The organism is Sphingomonas sp., from assembly GCF_013812825.1.
Classification (GTDB): Bacteria; Pseudomonadota; Alphaproteobacteria; order Sphingomonadales; family Sphingomonadaceae; genus Sphingomicrobium.
Window position 1 is genome coordinate 1 of the sequence record NZ_JACCSU010000033.1, and the last position, 18,773, is coordinate 18,773.

An 18,773-nucleotide genomic window follows, 5' to 3' on the forward strand; every position below is an offset into this window, starting at 1 on the left:
CTCAATGTCCGCTTTGGGTCGAAAGCGGACCTAAGCTGCTGCGGGCCCCTCGGTCGCGACAATGCGTAGCTCCAGCACCTTCACGCCGAAGTCGTCCGTGACGGTCACGGTCCATTCGCACCTCTGCCAAACTTCATCCGCCGCTGCGCACAGGATGCTGGCGGCCACCTTGCCAGCCTCGCACTTGACCGCCGCCAGGTCGGCCAGTCTCACGCCCTTCACGTCGCTCTGCTCGTCGGTTTTGAAATGGTACCGTTTCATCGCTGCTCCTCACCGGAAAGAGCGTCTCCACGCATCTCCGAATTTACAAAAGTAGTGCCGCGTTAGCTGATGCCGGATTGTCCTCGGTGCTGCCTCGCCAATATCTGATTTGGAGCGACTCACCCATTCCGGACATTCCACCCGAAGCCGACATTAGCCTCAGGCCTGCTTTCGACCGATTGCGGAGTTGGGGCGGGCTCAGAGGAGTTGGTAATAGACGTGGCCGTAGTAGCCGCTGACGAACAAAAGCGCGGCGGCTGACACGATCTGAAGCGAGCGGGATACGTGAAGCCGAAGAAACCTGGACATCGCACTGCCGGCGACACCGGCAAGCAGGAAGGGCAATCCTCGGCCAAGCCCGAAGATGAACGCGAGAACGACCCCACCAACGGCATTTGCAACGGCGGCAGACACTGTGAGGAGTAGCAGCAACGGCGCCACGGACGTGCCGACGCTGAACACTAGTCCGTAGAGGAAGGCTCCGGCTGCACCCGGCCGCCGCCACTGTGGCAGCCTGCCGCCACCCATGCGCGGCAAAAGCAGTGCCGCGATTGCGGCAGCGAGAGACAGCAACGACATGACGAGCGCCCAGGATCTTCCAAATGACTCGGTGGCCATCGCTCCAAGCTGGCCCGCCAGTGCGCCGAGGACGGTGAGGCTGCCGACTATCCCGACAAAGAACGCGACGGCGACAATCATGCCATCGCGGCGGTGCCCAGCCTCAGAAGCGCTCGCGGCGCTTGCCAGCCCGATCCCGACGGGAACGGTGCAGGGACAGACTGCACTCGCAAGCACGCCCGCAAGGAATGTGATCAGAGCGGCTTGTAGGGGCGTGTGCGAGCCGGTCCCGAGGGACTGGAGGAGGTCTGAAAAGTTCACCGCTAAACGGGCTTCCCCGCCTGGTAGCCAAGGCTGTCGATAGCGGCCGCAGCCTTCGCAGGGACGGTCGGGTCACCTGCTGCATACTTAATCTCGACAGTTTGGTTGGCGAAGTGCACCTCGGCGGCAAGGACACCGTCCAACGAGGTGAGTTTCTGCTTTATCGTTGCGGCGCAGGAGAGACAGATCATTCCCTTGACCGGGATTGTCGCTACGGCAGCCTGGCTGAGCTGCGCCCGCTGCGCGGGGGAGCTTTTGCTGCGGTCCGCTGAAATTGGGGCAAGGCCAAGCACCGCGCCGACACCAAACACCGTGATGACGGCGACCGCAATGAGGGGGTGCCGTTTGTTCATGGCTGTCCTCTCCCGCCACGTGGTTCGATCATCAGGAGGGCTTCGTTGATTGTATCCTCAACCTTCGGATATTTATCCGCCAGCGTTTTGAGTGCGCCCAGCAAGTGTTCCGCGACAGGCAGCTGCTCCGACCTCACGGCCAGCCTGTATGCCTTCATGATGGTCCGTTCCAGATCGGTCGACGTATCAGTCATCGGAATTCCGCAAAATACGTTCGGAAGCCGTCTCTCGCGCCATCACTATCATACGTCCCTGCCGGTAGCGAAATACGCCGCCCTGCAATGTCCGCTTTCCACCCAAAGCCGACATTAGCGGCACTTCTGGTTCGCACGCGGCAGGATCAAGGGGCGACGGCACATTTTGAGCTTACTTTCCCACTGGTACGAGGGTCGCAACCGACTAGTCCGCACAGACGCCGACAAACCCCTGTTCCTCAAACGCGGGTCGTCAACGCGATCAGCCAATCCGGCGCCGATTGCGTCAGCCAAGCCTCCAGCGCCCGATCGAGATCGGTCACCGTCAACGCGCCCAGCAAGAGGAGAATTGACCCGAATAGCGTTCGTCCGCCGCGGCCGGTCTTGCCGAGCCGGTCGCGGATCGAGGCGAGTAGCTGGGCGGAGGACATCCCGATGACGATCAACGGCGCTGCCGCTCCAAGCGCGAACGCAACCATCACCAGCGCGACCTGGTGGAGATTTTCGCCTTGCGCAGCGACGACGGATGCCGCGCCGAGAGTCGGCCCGACGCAGGGTACCCAGACTATGCCGAGAAGCATTCCGAGCACCGCCTGACCGCCGAGGCCGCGCTGATCGAACCGGTCCATCGTGCCGTTCGCCCAATTGCCGAGGCCGCCGCTGGCGGAGGCAAGCCGGAGCTGGGCGGCGGGAACCAGCAGCAGCAGCCCGAACAGGATCAAGATTATGCCGCCCGTGCGACGAAGCACGTCTTCGTCGAGACCGATCGCAAAGCCGATGGTAGCGACGAACAGGCCGGCCAGGGTGAAGCTGACGGCGAGTCCTGCGCCGAGGGCGACGGGACCCCAGCGATGACGGCTTTGCGCCGCCCCGATCACGATCGGGAGCAGAGGCAGTACACAGGGCGACAGCATCGACAGGAGTCCGGCGGCAAAGCCGAGCAGTGGGCTGAGATCGCTAACCATGGTTCAGGGGCTGCAGTTCCGAAAGGAGGCGTGCCAGCCGTCGCTCAGGCCAGCTCAGCGAACAGCGGACCGGAGCAGGGACTCGATGGCCTTGCGCTCCGACACCGCAACAAGCCGCCCGGTTTCCTTTTGTCCGCGATAGGCGATCAGCGTGCTTTGCCGGGGGACATTTAGCCTCCGCCGCTGCGCCTTCTGCCGGTCGTAATCCAGCCTCAGGATCAGCAGCTTGTTGAAGGCGGGATTGCGGGTGATCGCACTGATTTGCTTTCCCTGGGCCTTGCACACCGTGCACCATTCGGCAGTGACGTCGACCAGGATCGGGCGTCCTTGCCGTTGCGCCTGCGCGAAACTTGTCTGGTCAAACTTGCGTACCTCGGCCGCGGCGGCGGGCGCGGAAAGCACAACCAGTCCGGCAATTGCTGCAGTGATGACGCTTCCAAATCTCATTCTATGCTCCTGTGATGGCGAATGTCGTTCGCGATGAATGGCCAGATCATTCGTCGATGATCCGGCCTTTCGGCCTCAAGGCGAAAAAGGCGAAAGCGAAGGTGACGTCGTAAGGCACGTCGACCAGCTTGCCCTCCGATTTCCTCTGCACGACCACGTTGCCGATATCGCGGCCCTTGGAAATATCGCGCTGGTCGACGGCGGAGTTCTGTCCCGCCTGCCAGGTGAGGACGAGGTTGCCGTCCTCGATCCGGCCGCGACGGGACAGCGCGCGCAGGCTCCACGCCTTGTCGCCGACCGCGACGACCCGCGCCATCGGCTCGATGTCCTGCGGAAGATCGCCGGTGAAGAAGGGAAGCGGCCGGTCGCGACTGTCGTAATTCTCATACGGATTCTGATACAGCCGCGCCCCGGCATCCGCCGGCAGGAGGATCTGTCCCCGGGGGAATCGCTGCCGGAAGATCTCGAGCGACTCCACCCGAGCCGGGAGCACGGTCAACTCGCGGCCGGCATATTTGCCGACCAGGCCACCGCCCACGAACTGCTGCCACCATGTCTCGGACTGTCGGTCGTACATCACCATGTCCGAATGGCGCAGCTTGCCGGTCGTGCCGAAGTCGAGCACCTGGCCGTCGAAGCGGCGGTCGAATACGACCGCACTGTCGCACAGCGGGCAGTAGGTGACCGCAATCGGCCGCCCCGCGATCACGTCGTTGACGATCTCGTGACGGATCAGGATCCGCAGCGGGTAGGCGCGAGCCTCGCCGCCATAGCTGAAGCTGATCACCGGCTCCTTCGTTCCAAGCCGCAGCGGGTATGGGCCAGCGGCCGGTCCGAAGCGCGGCTCGTCGATCGAACGGATACCATCCTTGGGCGGTCCGCCTTCGGTGATCTCGCTGAATGGAATGGTCGATTTGCCAAAGTCGGTCAGCGGGAATTCTGCGGTCCAGCGCGCCGGCGCCGATTGGGCCGCTTGCGACTGACTTGCGGGCGTCGGCTGCGAACAGGCGACGGTCGGCGCCGTGACAAGGATCATTGCCGACAGAACGGCGCGGGGAAGAGTATCGAGCATCACCGGATAATTCGGTTTGGTGCGACCGCTGGTTACAGGCGATATTCTAATACCCAATTCGGTCCTTGCAGCGCGCTGGCTGCTCGCGACCAGCGGCCCCATTCGAACTCAACTTCGGAACCGCCTTGGGAATTTATGCTGACTGGATCAGACATGTGTAACCGCAAGTCGGACCCGCCCGAATTTGGAGGTGTCGCCTCAGCCCCCCTCGAGGCGATCGGCTGCGCTGCTTTGCGTTCCAAGCAGCGCAGCCGTCCCCGATCGAAAGCAGGAGCTCTTGATGAGCGTTCCCATCAAGTTCGGCGCGGGCGCAATGTTTCCAATCTTTTCCTGGCCCAAAGTAGGGGGCGGTGCCGTCACCCCGGGCGCTGGCGTCGACTGGCGGATGCTGGTCATCTACCGCGGCGCGCATTGCGCGCTCTGCGTCCGGTATCTCCATAGGGTAAGCGGCCTCCAAAAGCAGTTCACGAGCGCCGGGGTGCGGGTTTGGGCGCTTTCTGCCGATCCGCTCGACAGGGCGGCCGAGCAGGCGACGCGCGAAGGCTGGTGTATCCCAGTTCTTGCCGAGCTCCAGCAGGACCAGATGCGCGAGCTCGGCCTGTACATCTCGGCGCCGCGTTCCCCCGGGGAGACTGACCGCAACTTCGCCGAGCCCGCCATTTTCGTTATCAATCCAGAGAGCAAGGTTCAGATCGTCGATGTCTCCAACGCACCGTTTGCAAGACCCGAGCCGCAAGGACTGCTCGAGGCCCTCAGCTTCGTGATTGACACCCGATATCCGATCCGGGGTACCGCAGGATAACGGATGCGCGGTGCACGAGCGTCCGAATGTGGTGCCGTATCGTCCGATGCCCGGAACCGCGAGCCATCGCGCCGGTTGGGGTTCCTAGGAGGCGCATTAAAGGTGCTTTCCCAAACTCTGGACAGACATTTGACCGCGCTGGACGTCGAAGTCCATGCATTCGTGGTTTGCGAAGTCGATGACCAGCGTCGACTCAAGCTTCCGCCGATGGAGCTGCCGCTCGTCCATTATGTGCTGGTGGGCTCCGGTTTGCTGTGCACTGATGAAGGTGTCTGCGTCCCCATTTCGCCGCACAGCATCGTCTTTCTACCGCCTGCAACAGGCCACTATCTTGCAGTGAACGAAGCGGCGTCCGACGTCGTGGACGCCGGCGACGCCTGCTCGCCGCTCGGTGACGGACTCCTAAAATTCTCGTCGGGCGAGTTCGAGATCGGCGGCAGCAGGCTTGTTACCGCTTGCGGGACGCTGACAGCGAAACTCAGCAATGGCCAAGGGCTGTTCGAACGGCTGCAAGAGCCGCTCGTCGAGGATTGCCATGGCAGCTCGCCAGTGCGCCAGGCATTCGAACAGATGCTCCGGGAGCTCTCCGAGCCTAGCTTCGGGACTCGCGCGCTTGCAGAAGCGCTCGTCAAGCAATGCCTCGTCCTGGTGCTGCGCGCGAAGCTGTCGCGCGGGGAAATCGGCCTGCTCCCGCTGCTCAGCTTTCAGGACCAGCGCCTTACACCGGCATTGATGGCGATGCTCGACGAGCCGGCGCGCGACCATAGCATTGAGAGCCTCGCCGCGCTCGCACGCATGGGCCGTTCACTCTTTGCAGAGAGATTCGCGCAGGTATTCGGCCAGCCGCCGATCGAGTTCCTGAAGCAGCTTCGGATGCACCACGGCGCGCGTCTGTTGCGCACCACCGACATGTCGGTTTCGCTCATCGCGACAGCTGTCGGCTATGCCAGCCGAAGCTATTTTTCACGCGCGTTCCGTGAGGCTTATGGCACAGACCCGAGCCAATATCGCGAGCAGGCGCGAAAGAACGCGGCCCAACCGCACACAATCGCGAGCCGAAACCTCGTTCAAAAGCTCGTCGAAAGCGTCACCGGGCCCGATGAGTGTAACCGCGACGAGACTTTGAGCGAATGACACCGGGGGGATCGACCAAGAACAGGAGATGGCGATGACTAAGAGACTGGACTGGAAAGCCGCGTTCCTGGCCGCAATCATCGCCGGCATTGCGTTCATGATGCTGGAGATGGCTCTTGTGAAGATGCTGCAGGGCCAGAGCCCCTGGGGTCCGCCGCGGATGATGGCGGCGATGGTCATGGGTAAGGAAGTTCTTCCTCCACCAGGGACCTTTGACGCGACTATCATGACGGTGGCGATGATCATCCACATGATGCTTTCGGTGATGCTCGGGGTCATCCTGGGTCTCTTGATTTCCAGGCTGACGTTGCACGTTCTGGCGTCGGTCGTGCTCGGGGCAGTTTTCGGCGTGATCGTCTATTACGTGAACTTCTACGGCTTCACGGCGCTGTTCCCCTGGTTCGAAATGGCGCGCGGTGCGATCAGCATCTTCGCGCATGCAGTGTTCGGCGCGATCCTTGGCGGCGTTTATTCGGCAATTGCGCTGCACGATGCGGCGAAAATCGAAAGGGATGTGGCTGTCTAGCAACGCTGGTGCACTGCCGGCGGCACGCGCTCGGTTACGAGGAGAGTTTCGTGGCTCATTTCCTGCTCGCCACGGGGCATCGAGTGCAGCGACCGATTCCTCAACGAGTTGCGCTTCAGGAACGAGCTCCTGGGAAGTGTCGTGGCTGCGGGAGCGACGGTCGCTGGCGTGCTGCTGTTGGGCTCCAAGAACGCTCGAAAGGCTCCAGCGCGGCGCCGGCAGCGAGAGAAGGGCTGACTGCCATGCACCGCAGCTTCGTCCAGGACGTCGTCAGCGGTGGACGCGAACGCCGATCCAGCTCAGTCAGGCGGCTGTAACCTCTGCGCTCTTTCGGCCGAATTAGGTAAAGCTGCACTTGGAGGCGAGATGCAGCAGGGCGGCAGTGAACCGTCTCACTCATGGAGAAGCCGCTCTTCCATGGGCGTTTCTGGCGTAGGTGACATCGTCAGAGCTTCAAACGGAGATTACAAATGAAGAAAATCATTATCGGAGCGGCCTTGCTGGTGACGTCAGGCTCTACCGCATTCGCGGCCGTTCCCGGCGGCGTTGGCGGCTTGGCAGCAGCTTGCTGCGCGGCCCTCGCGTGTTGCGGCATCGGCTTGTCCTGCTGCAGCTAACATCGCCATATAAAAGGAAGGGTACTCGCGAAAGGGGGCACCCTTTTCTCTGCACCGCGCGTCAGGCGAGCATGTAACCAATGTCCGACGCCCCCGTTGGATAGGCGAACATGGTGTCCTTGAGCTGGTCGGCGGTGAGCCCCTGCCGGACCGCCAGGGCGAACAGGTTGATCACTTCTTCGGCAGCCGGTCCGACGAGATGTGCCCCTAAAATGCGGCCGGAAACACGCTCCACCAGGACCTTGTGCCCGTAGATGGTCTCACCGAGCCGCCGAGCCGTGAACCAATCGGGCGTGAACTCGGAACGCAGCTCAAAATCAAGGCCCTGATCTCTCGCTTCGCTCTCTTTGAGTCCGACCGCTGCGAGCGCCGGAATCGTGAAGACGACGCTCGGCACCCCAAGATAATTCGGTCGTCGGTTGCCGCCGTCAAGCATGTTTGCTGCGGCGATCTTCGCGTCGTGACTAGATACGGGCGTAAGCGGCGGCCCCATCCCTGCCGCGTCGCCAGCGGCGAAGATGCGTGAATTCGACGTGCTTCGGAGGTTAGGCTGCAAGCTTAGCCGCCCGTTTTTGGCGGCGATACCGCCGGCTGCCAAGTCGAGCCGATCGAGTTGCGGAACGCGGCCGGCGGCGTGAATGACAAGGTCCGTTTCATGCTCAACCCGCCGATTGTCCAATTGCCTCATCGTGACTTTAAAGCCCGGCCTCGATCGCTGGACCGAGACAACCTCGGTTGACAGATGAACCTGGATACCAAGCTCCTCGAAACGCGGCATCAGCCAACCCACGACCTCACCGTCAAAATGGTCGAGCAAAGCCGGGCCGTGCTGGACGACCGTGACGCGCGCACCGGCGCGCGCGGCCAAATGTGAGAATTCTGCAGCGATATACCCGCCGCCGATGAACAAGATACGCGAAGGCAGCCCCGCCAGTTCGAGGAAATCATCGCTGGTAGCCAACAGCTGCTCACCTGGAATCCCGAGCGGTACCGGATGTGCTCCGGTCGCAATCAGAGCGTGCTTGAACGCGAGCTGGTCCTTGCCAGCCTGAACTCGGTCGCGAGCTGTGAATCGAGCTGTCCCATCGATCGCATCGATGCTGAGCCTTGCCAGAGTCTGGGCCCGTTTTTCGGAAATCGGCTCCGTAAAGTCCCGCTTGAATGCCAAGAGCTCTGGCCAATTGATCGACAGCTCGCCATCGACTCCACGGCCGGCCATACGCCTGGCAGCCTCAATTGCCTCCTCCGCGCTGACCATCATCTTCTTCGGGTCGCAGCCACGCAGCGCACATGTGCCTCCGAACGGCTGGTCGTCGATCATTGCGACCTTCCAGCCCGCGGCGGCGGTGCGCGTTGCGGCGACCATTGCCGCCGTTCCCGAGCCGATCACGACAAGGTCGTAACAGTCACCCATGGCATCCCTTCTGCCCGTTTGGATCGCGGTGGTGTTCGTCGCCGCTGGAGGCCTGAATGGGCGGACAGGCAACGGAGCCATAAGAGCAGAACACGCAGCAATGGCCCGACAGGGGTCGAAGCAATCGATCGCACGACGGGCATTCGTAGAAGAAGAGGCAGGCGTTCGTGGGCATCACCTCCTCGTTCTGGCCGCCGCAATTTGGGCAGGTAATTGTCGAAATGAGGGTGGGCTCCACATCAGCCATAGATGTACCCCAGCCCCAGCAACGTCGATCCAGCTCCAATTGCAACGAAGGACAGGGTGCGGGAGAAGCGGCGCCCGCAAGCGGGGGCATCGCAGGTGCGAATTGCACGTTCCTGCCGCCAAACAAGGACCGCAGCCACAGCAAGGCTGAAGGTAGCCACGAGCAGCAAGATCGGTCGGATTGGAGACGCGACTGCGGCGAATGTCCCGAGCCAAGCGGTGCCAATGCCTGCGCTCGCCAGGAGGAGTGGCAATGCGCAACAACTTGCCACTCCGAAAGCTGCCGCTAAGCCGGTCGCCGAAAACGCGAGGGGACCCTTGGCGGACGACGTTCTTAAAGGAATCTCGATTCTGGAATTGGACATTCCTGGGCCTCCGATAGGTCAACGGTTAGTTCGTTCTACGGTCTGTAGCGGCTACAGGCTCAAGCGATTTTTTTTCGGAGACAATCGATGAGGAGCGGCTGTGCAGATCGGTGAACTGTCCAGGAAGACGGGCTGCAATATTGAAACGATTCGGTATTATGAGCGCATCGGGCTGCTGCCGAAACCTGCCAGAAGCGGAAGCTACAGAAGCTACGCACCCGCGGACGTGCAGCGCCTTCAGTTCGTGCGGCGAGCACGCGAGCTCGGATTCACGCTCGATGAGATCCGCGCCTTGCTCGCGCTGGCGCTTGCCCCGACCGACTCATGCGAGCCTGCACGCGACCTCGCCGCTGCACACTTAAAGCACGTCCGGGGGAAGATCGCCGACCTGCGGCGCATGGAGCGTGTCCTCAGCAACGCGGTTCGCGCATGCGATAGCGAAATTGACGGTGGCTGTCCGATCATCGCCGCCTTGTCGCAGTAACCCGGCACACAGCCGACGCGAATTGATACTCTCTACTGAAGCCGCAGCCTGCTGCGATTGAGGAGCGCGACGAATGACCGACCGATTGTTTCCTTCGCTCCCAGCGGACCCGCAGCTCCTCGATCTGTTCCGCCTCTTTCCGGATTCCGTGCCCCCACTGCTCGATTATCATGACCGACTATTGCGCGACGCCTCGCCACTGACGGTCGGCGACCGCGAGATGATCGCCGCTTATGTTTCAGGCCTCAACTCCTGCAACTTCTGCCAGGGCGCGCATACGATAGCGGCCGGCGTGTACGGTATTGAGGAAACGGTTCTGGCGGCGCTCATGGAATGTGTGGACACAGCTCCAGTCGACGATCGTCTGAAGCCAATCCTTGCCTACGTGAAGAAGCTGACGCAGACGCCGGCGAGAATCACACCGGCGGACGCGGAGCGGGTCTATGCAGGCGGCTGGAGCGAACGGGCGCTGTTCGACGCAATCAGCGTCTGCGCGCTGTTCAACATGATGAACCGGATTGTGATGGGCGCTGGCATCGAGAGCGACCCGAGGCTTCGCAGCGCGCCTGAAATCCAGGCGCGCCGTCGCCGCATGGGGTCACCGGGCCCCGATCCCCACCAAGCGGAACCGAGCTATGGCAAGCTTGCGCAATGGCTTGAGCCGAACACTCCTGAATGACTGACGTGGAGCTGTCTCGAAGATGGGCTGCGCGGCTCAGCTGTTCTGCTTCAGGCAGTCAGGCCCTCAGCCTTGAGGTCCTCTGGGGTGTCGATGTCGCGTAGCGGTTCGGCAATGAAGTAGGTCCAGCCGAGCTGGATGATGCGCCGCACTGTGTCATTGGCGACGGCCTCGGTGCTCCAGGCGATCCCATGAAACAGCGACGGGTGGAACTTCCTCAGGCCAAGCGCCACGTAGCCGCCGTCCATCGCCGGCTGAATGACCGCATCATGGTCCTCCAGCTGCGCGGCGATGTCACGCAAGCGATGCCGGTTGAGCGACGGACAGTCGCTCCCGATCAGCACCGCGGGCGAACCATCCCCCAACGCCCGCTGCGCAGCGCGCGCCAGGCGTTCGCCAAGGCCGCCTTCTCCCTGGGCGCTCAGCTCGAGCGCATCGGTCTCGAGCAGGCTCCCCCAGGATGGATCAGCGGGCTCTGGGTCGCCACAGATCTCCGTCGGCCCGACGCCTGCTGCGGTCGCTTCCAAAATTGTTTCCTTCAGCATGCTGCGCGCAAGCTCCGCCGCCGCCTGTTGACCCAGCGCGGGAACGAGCCGCGTCTTGACGCTACCCGGCACTGGCGCCTTGGCGAAGATGATGATCCGAACCCCGCTCATCCGCGCCGCCACCCATGATAGCGTTCCGCCCATCGCAGCAGTCGCTCCGGCTTGTGAGCTTGCCGCCATTGCGCGGCGGCGTAACGGTTCGCTTCGGCGAGAGTCGGATAGGCGTGAATGGTACCCAGGATCTTTTTGAGCCCGATTCCCGCTTTCATCGCCAGCACGAGCTCCGCGAGGATTTCCCCGGCTTCCGCCGCGACAATCGTCGCGCCCAAGATGCGGTCCCTTCCAGGCTTTACGAGAATCTTGACGAAGCCTTGGTTCGCTCCGTCCGTGACCGCGCGGTCGAGGTGGGAAAGCTCGTAACGGACGACTTCGTACGGCACGTCCGCGGCTTTGGCAGATTGTTCGTTATGGCCGACATGCGCGACTTGCGGATCAGTGAATGTCGTCCACGGCAACACTGAATAATCGGTGCGAAACCGCCTGAATGTGCCGAATAGCGCGTTCACTACGGCGTACCAAGCCTGATGAGCCGCGAAATGAGTGAACTGATATGGTCCCGCGACATCGCCAACAGCGTAAATGTTCGGATAGCGTGTTTCGAGCCAGTCGTTGGTAATGATCGATCGGTCGGCCTCGATGCCGAGCTGCCGGAGACCGTAGCCTTCAAGCCGTGCCTTTCGTCCGACCGCAACAATCAGCTGGTCGAACGGCAGACGGGTCTCCTTTCCGTCTTTCTCAACAATGAGAGTCTTGGCTTCGCAGCGGAGGGCGCGGTGGCCGGTCAACACCTCGGCGCCTTCGGACCGCAGACTTTCCTCGATGAATGCCGACACTTCACTATCCTCCTTTGAGAGGATGTGATCGCCAGCTTCGACCTGAGTGACGCGCGATCCCAGCCGAGCGAAGGCTTGGGTCATCTCGCTCCCGATGGGCCCACCCCCGATAATGACGAGCCGCTCGGGGACAGTGTCGCGCTTTGCAAGTGCGTCCCATATTGTGTCGCTGGTGAGATATCCGGTCTCTTCAAGACCCGGTATGTCCGGCACGAATGGTTCACCGCCGGCGGCAATGACGATCGAGCGGGCCGTGAGTCGCTCGTTCCGGTCGATTTCGACGGTCCAGGGATCGATAAGCCTGGCATATCCTCTCCGGACGTCGACGCCGAGGGCGATGTAGCGCTCCTCGCTGTCGGCCGGTGCAATGTGCCGGATAACACGGCCGACCCGAGCCATGACTTCACCGAAGTTGACTCGAACCGCCGGCGCACACAGGCCGAATCTCTGCGCCTCCTTGATTTCGCGCGCCAGCCGGGCGCTGCGGAGCAGCGCTTTGGAGGGAACGCAGCCGGTGTTGAGGCAGTCGCCGCCCATCTCCTTGGCCTCGATCAGAGTGACCTTCGCCCGCAGACTCGTGGCGAGATAGGCGCTCACCAAACCACCGGCGCCAGCGCCGATCACGATCACATTGCGATCGAAACGCTTTGGCTTTTTGAATCCTTTGTAGACGCGGCGGCGGCGAAAACGTCCGATGAGGCCCCGGGCGAGGAGTGGAAACAAAGCGAGAAGGACGAGGGAGCCGACCACCTCGAGCGAAAGCACGTCACGCCCGCTTTCGATCCTTGCTAGTTGCGAACCCGCATTCACGTAAACTGCGGTTCCCGGAAGCATGCCAACCTGGCTGACGAGGTAAAAGGGCACAACGCGCATGGCGGTCAGGCCCATCGCGATGTTGACGACGAAAAAAGGCAACAGCGGAAGCAAGCGAAGCGTCAGCAAGTAGACCGCACCGTCTCTGTCGACACCTCGGTCGATCGCCTGCACGTGCCGGGAAAACCTGGCTTTGACCCAGTCACGCAGCAGGTATCGCGACGAGAGGAAGGCGAGGGTTGCGCCAATTGCGGATGCGAAGGAAACGATCAGCAGTCCAGTCAAAAGCCCGAAAATTGCGCCGGCCGCTAGGGTCATCACGGTCGCGCCCGGCAGCGAAAGCGCTGTAACAGCAATGTAGGCGGCGAAGAAAAGCGCGGCGACAAACAGCGGGCGTTGTTGAGCGAACGCAACGAGCTGCCCGTGTTGCGTCTTCAAGTTCTTGATGGTCAGATAGTCCTGGAGGTCGAAGAGGAAAAAGAGACCGATGCCCCCGACGATCAGCAGCAGGATGGCAATCTTGATGTAGCGGCGGGATTGCATCGATTTCCCTTTGGGCCCGTCAGCCATTCGGCCTGCCCGATCCTCCGGTTACCCTGTAACCGGCATCTCCCTCTTTCCGAATGGGTTTGAGGATGGGAGTTTATTCGCTCGAAGGAGAAGCGTCATCGCCACCGTTCCTGCGTGCGCTCCGGACCTGTCGCCGTTCGTCGACCCTGCTGCACGGCCGCTCGACCCTGCCAAGTTCCGTCACCCGCTGGTCACTGCAAAGGGCGAGCGGCGGGCCTGGGTTGAGCTTCAGCGGCTCGAGACGCTGTGGATCAACACTGGCACGCTCTGCAACCTCGCCTGTCAGACCTGCTACATCGAGAGTTCGCCGACGAACGACGCTCTAGTCTACCCCACGCTTTCTGAGATCGAACCCTATCTCGACGAAGCGGTCGAGCTCGGCGCTCGTGAAATCGGCTTCACCGGCGGCGAACCGTTCATGAACCGTCAAATCGTGCCAATGATCAAGGCTGCGCTGGACCGTGGTCTCGAAGTCATCGTGCTCACCAACGCAATGCGGCCGATGCGCCGTTTCGAGGCTGAACTCCAGCCGCTTGCCCAGCAGGCGGTGACGCTGCGGGTCAGCCTGGATCATTACAGCCGGCGCATGCACGAGCTCGAGCGGGGTGCAGGCTCCTGGGAGAAAGCACTGGATGGCCTGCGCTGGCTTTGCGACCATCGTTTTCGAATTGCCGTCGCTGGCCGCGTTCTCCCCGGCGAGAGCGATCGGGAGGCGCGGGCAGGCTACCATCGGCTCTTCGAAGCGCTCGGGCTGATCGTCGACGGCGGGCTCACCATCTTCCCGGAGATGGACGCTTTGGCCGATGTGGCTGAGATTGGCGAAGGCTGCTGGGACATACTGGGTGTGTCGCCGGCCGCGCCAATGTGCGCGACAAGCCGAATGATCGTGAAGTCGAAAGGCGACGAGCGCCCGCACGTCGTGGCGTGCACGCTGCTGCCTTACGATCGGCAGTTTGCGCTCGGGGCCACACTGAATACGGCTCACAAAAGGGTAATGCTTAATCATCCTCACTGCGCGCGCTTCTGCGTCCTTGGCGGCGCCAGCTGCTCGGGCTGACATGCTGTCCGTCGTCATACCGGCCCTGAATGCCGCCGAGACCCTTCCTGCAACAATCGTAAGCGTTCGTCGCGCGGACGAGATCCTAGTTGCCGATGGCGGCTCGACGGACGCGACTGCGACAGTCGCCCAGCGCGAGGGCGCTCGCGTCTGGCGTTCGCCACGCGGTCGAGGGCTGCAGCTTCATGCCGGCGCCTCCGCAGCACGCGGTGATTGGCTGCTCTTCGTTCACGCCGACACAATCCTGGGGCCACAGTGGCGCGAAGCCGCCGACCGGCACATGCGCGAGCACGGAAAGAAAGCTGCTTGCCTCCACTTGCGTCTTGACTCCGACGCCTGGCAGGCCCGGCTCGTCGAAATCGGCGTGGCGCTGAGAGTTCGTATTTTCGGACTGCCTTACGGCGATCAGGGTCTGCTGATTTCCCGCGAACTATACGACCGGATCGGCGGATTTCGACCTATTCCGCTGATGGAGGACGTCGATCTTGTCCGGCGGCTCGGGCGCTCGCGCATTGCCATCCTGGCGGCGTGCGCGACCACTTCCGCGGAGCGCTGGAAAAGGAACGGCTGGCTGAGCCGATCTGCCAGGAACCTCGCCTGTCTGCTGCTATTCAGCCTCGGCGCATCGCCGCGTCGGATCGCCCGCCTTTATGGCTGAAGCGGACCGCGATCAGGCCCTCTGAGCGCGCCGTAGCTTCCATAGCTCGACACCGCGAACGGCACTGCATAGGTGAGCGCCAGCTTCCACAGCACAAGCGGCTCGCCGTGGAATATCGCATCGCCCTGATTGATGACATTGAGACCAGTCCCGACTACAACTGCCACTCCAATCGAACGCTTGAGCATTGGCCGGGCGAAAGTCCGTCTAAGCGCCTCCGATCTGGACATTGGCAGCGGATCGACACAGGTCTCGCCAGCCACTCCGGTGAGTTCGCGGCTTGTCTTCATCGCCGCCGGATCATCTCGAGCCTCGCCGCCATTTCTGGCTCCCGCGCTTCAGGGGACGTGACGATCGCCCTGTCGAGGACGGTGTCGATTGGCGAGGGGGTGCGCTCTTTTGGTAAGAAATGCGGCAGCTTCTCGATCATTGCGCGGGCGATCGCCCCATTTGCCCGCAACTGGGCGATCACCGTCGCGACTTCGACGGGCTTCTCGCCGACGCGCCAGCAATCATAGTCGGTCACCATTCCGACCAGCGCGTAGGGCAGCTCGGCCTCGCGTGCGAGCTTCGCTTCGGGCATTGCCGTCATGCCGATTACGTCGGCACCCCATTGCCGGTAGAGTTCGCTTTCCGCGCGGGTGGAGAGGTGAGGCCCGTCTATGGCGATATAGGTTGCTCCGCTCGTAACTTCGGCACCCGCTGCCTTGGCTCCGCTAGCGGCAAACGCTGACAACCGTTGGCAGACTGGATCGGCCATGGAGACGTGGGCGACGAGGCCGGGCCCGAAGAAGCTCTTTGCGCGCGCTGTCGTGCGATCGATGAACTGGTCGACCAGCACGAAACGGCCGGGCGCAAGTTCGTCCCGGAGCGAGCCTACGGCGGATACGGCGAGAATGTCGGTGCATCCGAGCTGTTTCAGGGCGGCGATATTGGCGCGCGCGTTGACGTCGGCCGGCGGCAGCCGGTGTCCTCGCCCATGGCGCGGAAGAAAGGCGAAGTTCACGCCGTCAATCCTGCTCAGGAGAATCTCGTCGGAAGGCGGCCCCCACGGAGTGTCGACTGCGGTCCACCGCGGCTCTTCGATCCCGGGCAGCTCGTAAAGACCCGATCCACCAAGGACGCCGATCATCCATTCTTTCATGATAAGATACGCCTCACACAAGAGAAACTCCAATCGCCCAGGACATGCCTGCCGCGCAAGGGAGCGTGGCCAGCCACGACAGCAGCAGTCCGCGAAGAGCCGCCGGGTCGAGCGTGCCGGCGCCGGCGCCCACGCCGACGATCGATCCGAGCGCTGCTAAAGCGCCACGGGATCGGGCCGAGTGGCCTCGCGCTCTCCCGGGACGCCCAGAAGGCAGTCGAGGGACAGGCGGCCGCCGCCACGCGCGATCAAGGGGATCAGCAGCGCCGCCCAGCTTAGGTGCGTCGGCCATGCGTCCGGGTAGACGAAGATCTGGATGACGAATGTCATGACGAGCAGCGCCGCGGCGGACACCCGTGTGAACAGACCGAGCACCAGCAGAATTGGGAAGATATGTTCGGCCGTGGTCGCGAGGTAGGCCGCAGTATCCGATCGCATCAACGGCACCTGATACTCGGATTCAAACATGAAGAATGTGCTGTCAGTGATCGTGAAAAGCCCCTCGACCTTGGTTCTTCCGGACAGGAAGAATACGGAAGCAATGGCCAACCGCTGCAGCAGCGGCAGCAGCCAGCCGGGTATCACGTTGCCGATTCGAACGAGGATACCGAAAACCGACCGCGGAAAGAGATTGGTGGACCGTGAGACTGTTGCCATCAATCGTTCCTTTGCGTTTGAACGGAGAGCGTCAGCGCGCCGCTCGAGATGATGTTCGTAATCATCGGTGGGAGCTGCGCGGAACCATTGGCTGCCGCGACTGTGCGAATTGCCGCGCCGATCGAGCGCCCTTGCTGCAGTTCCCAAAGGAGCTGGAATTCTGGCTCAGGCAGCAGCCGGACTGAAACCGAGGCACCCTTTCGGTGCACGAGTGCATGCTCAATCTGCCATTCGGGTTCGAATTCCTTGAACTCGCCCTGCTGATGCGCAGCCCAGATTGTGACAGCCGGTGATTCGAAGCGCGCCAGCCGCGCCGCGGGGTGCAGCCTCGGGCGAAGAGTGGCCGCTTGCTTCGGCATAAGCTGGTGAAAGACCGCCGGGTTCAACGGCTCGGATTCGGCGGCGAATAGACATTCGGTCCAGAGCCGCTCCAGCCTCGCGACATCGGCGATGTAGGGCAGCTCGTCCAACAGCGGGAGCCCAGCCAGGTGGGCTGGGAAGCTGTGGCCATACAGCGCGAGGACCGGCGATGCCGATCGTTGGGTCCGCACATATTCAATGGCGACCGATTTAAAGACGTCAGCCCCGAGCAGCGCGGCGATCACCGGATAGTTGGCTGCGAGCGCTTCGAGCAGGCTCTTGACCCACGTGTTTCGGTACACGGCGAATCCCGGGGCTCGAAACGGCCCAGGAGTCCGGCGCCCCATCACGGCCAACGCGAATCGCCGCTGAAAGACGGCTGGGTCAAGCATCGGCTAGTTCCGCTCGCGGGCGGAGGATGGCGACAGCGCGGTCCCGCTCGGCCATCAGTTCGTCGAATGGTGGGACGTTGCCGTCGCGTTCAATCAGTGTTGGGCGCGGGCCCATGCGCCCGATCGCATAGGCGTAAAGCTCCCAGACAGAGTCTCCGATCGGCTGGTCGTGGCTGTCGATCAACAGGGAAGGGCCGAGCGTCGGGTCACTGCTGTAGCCGGCGAGGTGAATCTCAGTGACCGCCAAGGGGGGAATTAATTCGATATACTTCTTCGGATCGAAGCCGAGATTTGAAGCGCTGACATGGACATTGTTCACGTCCAGCAGGAGAGTGCAGCCGGAGCGGCGGACCAGTTCCTTGAGGAACTCCGTTTCGCTCCATTCATGCCCATCGAGGTCGATGTACAGCGACGGATTTTCGATCAGGATCGACCGGCGGAGCGCATCCTGAGTGATTCGGATGTTGCGGACAATCAGGTCCAGCATCTTTGTCGTACGCGGAAAGGGCAGCAAGTCGGGAAAAGAGATTTCGCCAAGGCGCGACCAGGCGAGATGCTCCGAGATAAGAAACGGCTGAAACCTGTTCGCGAGCTCCTTGAGACGCGCGAGATGCTGGGGGTCGGGCCATTCCACGCCGGCAAGTGATAGTCCTACCCCGTGAAGGGAAAGCGGCTTTTCCGCCCGCAATGCCTCGAGCATGGCGAGGCGCGGACCGCCGTCGACCATGTAGTTTTCAGCATGCACTTCGAACCACAGGCCCTCCGCCGGAGAGGCGACGGCCTCCTGGAAATGTTCGGGCTTGAAGCCGACTCCGACAGTGGCCTTCATTGTTCAGGCAATCGGCTTAAGTGACCCAAATCCCCTGGGCGTCCTGATTTTGGCGCAGGTGCCCGCCTTGACCATCTTGTAGGCATTGCCTTGATAATCGACCTTGGAGGTGCCGGCGCACGTGGTGCCCGCACCAGCCTTGCAGTCATTCTTTCCGGCGAGCGCGACGCCGTAGCATTTCTCCATCGCCGCTTTGGAGCTTTTTTGTTGTGCCTGCGCCGTGGCCGGGGCAAATCCGGCCGTAAGGACCGACAGCGCCAGCGCTGCTGTCATGTGGTTCGATGTCATAGGAGCATCTCCGATCAAAGACCCCCGAGCGAGGTCTCAAGTGATTTCGAACCGGGTCGCAAAGCGGTTACGTCCGGTGGTGAAAAAGATGCCGTCTCCTATTGCTGGGTGATCAGTTGTAACGCATCC

General features: G+C 62.2%; 25 protein-coding genes. 7 read left to right on the forward strand and 18 right to left on the reverse strand.

All coding sequences use genetic code 11. The features are described from left to right. Positions 1-30 precede the first annotated feature (30 nt). The 7 genes from H0T81_RS04295 to H0T81_RS04325 all read right to left on the reverse strand — a co-directional run bounded on the left by H0T81_RS04295 (position 31) and on the right by H0T81_RS04325 (position 4,135). Positions 31-261, reverse strand: coding sequence for a hypothetical protein (locus H0T81_RS04295; RefSeq protein WP_294010210.1), 231 nt, complete (start codon positions 259-261; stop codon positions 31-33). A gap of 198 nt (positions 262-459) precedes the next feature. Then, entirely contained in the window at positions 460-1,140 is a 681-nt protein-coding gene (locus H0T81_RS04300; protein ID WP_294010213.1) for a cytochrome c biogenesis protein CcdA, read from the reverse strand. 2 nt (positions 1,141-1,142) lie between these two features. Further along, positions 1,143-1,493: a heavy metal-associated domain-containing protein gene (locus tag H0T81_RS04305; protein WP_294010216.1), complete on the reverse strand. Its 351-nt coding sequence runs from the start codon at positions 1,491-1,493 to the stop codon at positions 1,143-1,145. Then, positions 1,490-1,687 carry a hypothetical protein gene (locus H0T81_RS04310; RefSeq protein ID WP_294010218.1) on the reverse strand — a complete coding sequence of 66 codons (198 nt, stop codon included), beginning with the start codon at positions 1,685-1,687 and terminating at the stop codon, positions 1,490-1,492. Before H0T81_RS04310 ends, H0T81_RS04305 begins: the two co-directional genes overlap by 4 nt. 239 nt (positions 1,688-1,926) lie before the next feature. Continuing rightward, a complete protein-coding gene (locus H0T81_RS04315; protein ID WP_294010221.1) occupies positions 1,927-2,652 on the reverse strand; it encodes a cytochrome c biogenesis CcdA family protein in 726 nt (241 codons plus the stop codon). A gap of 54 nt (positions 2,653-2,706) precedes the next feature. After that, a complete protein-coding gene (locus H0T81_RS04320; protein ID WP_294010223.1) occupies positions 2,707-3,099 on the reverse strand; it encodes a thioredoxin family protein in 393 nt (130 codons plus the stop codon). A gap of 46 nt (positions 3,100-3,145) precedes the next feature. Beyond that, on the reverse strand, positions 3,146-4,135 hold the full coding sequence (locus H0T81_RS04325; protein ID WP_294010226.1) for a DUF3179 domain-containing protein: 990 nt from the start codon (positions 4,133-4,135) through the stop codon (positions 3,146-3,148). A 316-nt stretch (positions 4,136-4,451) separates the two neighbouring features. On the opposite strand from H0T81_RS04325, the gene H0T81_RS04330 reads away from it, so the two are divergent. The 3 genes from H0T81_RS04330 (at position 4,452) to H0T81_RS04340 (ending at position 6,633) form a co-directional block, all read left to right on the forward strand. Continuing rightward, positions 4,452-4,973 (forward strand): redoxin domain-containing protein, encoded by a 522-nt coding sequence (locus tag H0T81_RS04330; protein ID WP_294010229.1) that lies wholly within the window; start codon positions 4,452-4,454, stop codon positions 4,971-4,973. A gap of 129 nt (positions 4,974-5,102) precedes the next feature. Beyond that, positions 5,103-6,107 carry an AraC family transcriptional regulator gene (locus H0T81_RS04335; protein WP_294010232.1) on the forward strand — a complete coding sequence of 335 codons (1,005 nt, stop codon included), beginning with the start codon at positions 5,103-5,105 and terminating at the stop codon, positions 6,105-6,107. A gap of 34 nt (positions 6,108-6,141) precedes the next feature. Continuing rightward, positions 6,142-6,633, forward strand: a complete 492-nt coding sequence (locus H0T81_RS04340) for a hypothetical protein (RefSeq protein ID WP_294010235.1) — start codon at positions 6,142-6,144, stop codon at positions 6,631-6,633. A gap of 678 nt (positions 6,634-7,311) precedes the next feature. Here H0T81_RS04340 and H0T81_RS04345 read toward each other — a convergent pair. Genes H0T81_RS04345 through H0T81_RS04355 form a run of 3 tightly spaced genes read right to left on the reverse strand, consistent with a single transcriptional unit; the run spans position 7,312 to position 9,275 of the window. After that, positions 7,312-8,664, reverse strand: coding sequence for an NAD(P)/FAD-dependent oxidoreductase (locus tag H0T81_RS04345; protein ID WP_294010237.1), 1,353 nt, complete (start codon positions 8,662-8,664; stop codon positions 7,312-7,314). Then, positions 8,657-8,911, reverse strand: a complete 255-nt coding sequence (locus tag H0T81_RS04350; protein WP_294010239.1) for a GDCCVxC domain-containing (seleno)protein — start codon at positions 8,909-8,911, stop codon at positions 8,657-8,659. Before H0T81_RS04350 ends, H0T81_RS04345 begins: the two co-directional genes overlap by 8 nt. Further along, positions 8,904-9,275 carry a mercuric transporter MerT family protein gene (locus tag H0T81_RS04355; RefSeq protein ID WP_294010241.1) on the reverse strand — a complete coding sequence of 124 codons (372 nt, stop codon included), beginning with the start codon at positions 9,273-9,275 and terminating at the stop codon, positions 8,904-8,906. Before H0T81_RS04355 ends, H0T81_RS04350 begins: the two co-directional genes overlap by 8 nt. A 100-nt stretch (positions 9,276-9,375) precedes the next feature. Here H0T81_RS04355 and H0T81_RS04360 point away from each other — a divergent pair, with 100 nt between their 5' ends. Continuing rightward, positions 9,376-9,759: a helix-turn-helix domain-containing protein gene (locus H0T81_RS04360; protein WP_294010243.1), complete on the forward strand. Its 384-nt coding sequence runs from the start codon at positions 9,376-9,378 to the stop codon at positions 9,757-9,759. Between the two features lie 73 nt (positions 9,760-9,832). Further along, on the forward strand, positions 9,833-10,438 hold the full coding sequence (locus H0T81_RS04365; RefSeq protein WP_294010246.1) for a peroxidase-related enzyme: 606 nt from the start codon (positions 9,833-9,835) through the stop codon (positions 10,436-10,438). Positions 10,439-10,488: 50 nt separating this feature from the next. On the opposite strand, the gene H0T81_RS04370 is transcribed toward H0T81_RS04365, so the two are convergent. Together H0T81_RS04370 and H0T81_RS04375 are read right to left on the reverse strand one after the other, a co-directional pair. Next, the gene (locus H0T81_RS04370; protein WP_294010248.1) at positions 10,489-11,127 is read right to left on the reverse strand and encodes a TIGR04282 family arsenosugar biosynthesis glycosyltransferase; all 639 of its coding nucleotides are present in this window, start codon (positions 11,125-11,127) and stop codon (positions 10,489-10,491) included. After that, positions 11,091-13,259: a bifunctional TVP38/TMEM64 family protein/FAD-dependent oxidoreductase gene (locus tag H0T81_RS04375; protein ID WP_294010251.1), complete on the reverse strand. Its 2,169-nt coding sequence runs from the start codon at positions 13,257-13,259 to the stop codon at positions 11,091-11,093. The genes H0T81_RS04370 and H0T81_RS04375 overlap by 37 nt, the downstream gene beginning before the upstream one ends. Here H0T81_RS04375 and H0T81_RS04380 point away from each other — a divergent pair. Both H0T81_RS04380 and H0T81_RS04385 read left to right on the forward strand, forming a co-directional pair. After that, the gene (locus H0T81_RS04380) at positions 13,243-14,316 is read left to right on the forward strand and encodes a radical SAM protein (protein WP_294010254.1); all 1,074 of its coding nucleotides are present in this window, start codon (positions 13,243-13,245) and stop codon (positions 14,314-14,316) included. The two genes, H0T81_RS04375 and H0T81_RS04380, sit on opposite strands and share 17 nt — an antisense overlap. Position 14,317: 1 nt before the next feature. After that, on the forward strand, positions 14,318-14,974 hold the full coding sequence (locus H0T81_RS04385) for a TIGR04283 family arsenosugar biosynthesis glycosyltransferase (protein WP_294010257.1): 657 nt from the start codon (positions 14,318-14,320) through the stop codon (positions 14,972-14,974). On the opposite strand, the gene nrtS is transcribed toward H0T81_RS04385, so the two are convergent. The 6 genes from nrtS to H0T81_RS04415 form a co-directional block, all read right to left on the reverse strand. Further along, positions 14,965-15,162, reverse strand: coding sequence for a nitrate/nitrite transporter NrtS (gene nrtS, locus H0T81_RS04390; RefSeq protein ID WP_294010260.1), 198 nt, complete (start codon positions 15,160-15,162; stop codon positions 14,965-14,967). The genes H0T81_RS04385 and nrtS overlap by 10 nt on opposite strands. 98 nt (positions 15,163-15,260) lie before the next feature. Then, entirely contained in the window at positions 15,261-16,106 is an 846-nt protein-coding gene (mtnP, locus tag H0T81_RS04395; protein WP_294010262.1) for an S-methyl-5'-thioadenosine phosphorylase, read from the reverse strand. Positions 16,107-16,274: 168 nt separating this feature from the next. Beyond that, positions 16,275-16,775: a DoxX family protein gene (locus tag H0T81_RS04400; RefSeq protein ID WP_294010265.1), complete on the reverse strand. Its 501-nt coding sequence runs from the start codon at positions 16,773-16,775 to the stop codon at positions 16,275-16,277. Further along, positions 16,775-17,527, reverse strand: a complete 753-nt coding sequence (locus H0T81_RS04405; RefSeq protein WP_294010268.1) for a DNA-binding domain-containing protein — start codon at positions 17,525-17,527, stop codon at positions 16,775-16,777. Before H0T81_RS04405 ends, H0T81_RS04400 begins: the two co-directional genes overlap by 1 nt. After that, positions 17,520-18,356 (reverse strand): DUF692 domain-containing protein, encoded by an 837-nt coding sequence (locus tag H0T81_RS04410; protein ID WP_294010271.1) that lies wholly within the window; start codon positions 18,354-18,356, stop codon positions 17,520-17,522. Before H0T81_RS04410 ends, H0T81_RS04405 begins: the two co-directional genes overlap by 8 nt. Before the next feature lie 3 nt (positions 18,357-18,359). Then, positions 18,360-18,644 (reverse strand): DUF2282 domain-containing protein, encoded by a 285-nt coding sequence (locus H0T81_RS04415; RefSeq protein ID WP_294010274.1) that lies wholly within the window; start codon positions 18,642-18,644, stop codon positions 18,360-18,362. Positions 18,645-18,773 lie beyond the last annotated feature (129 nt).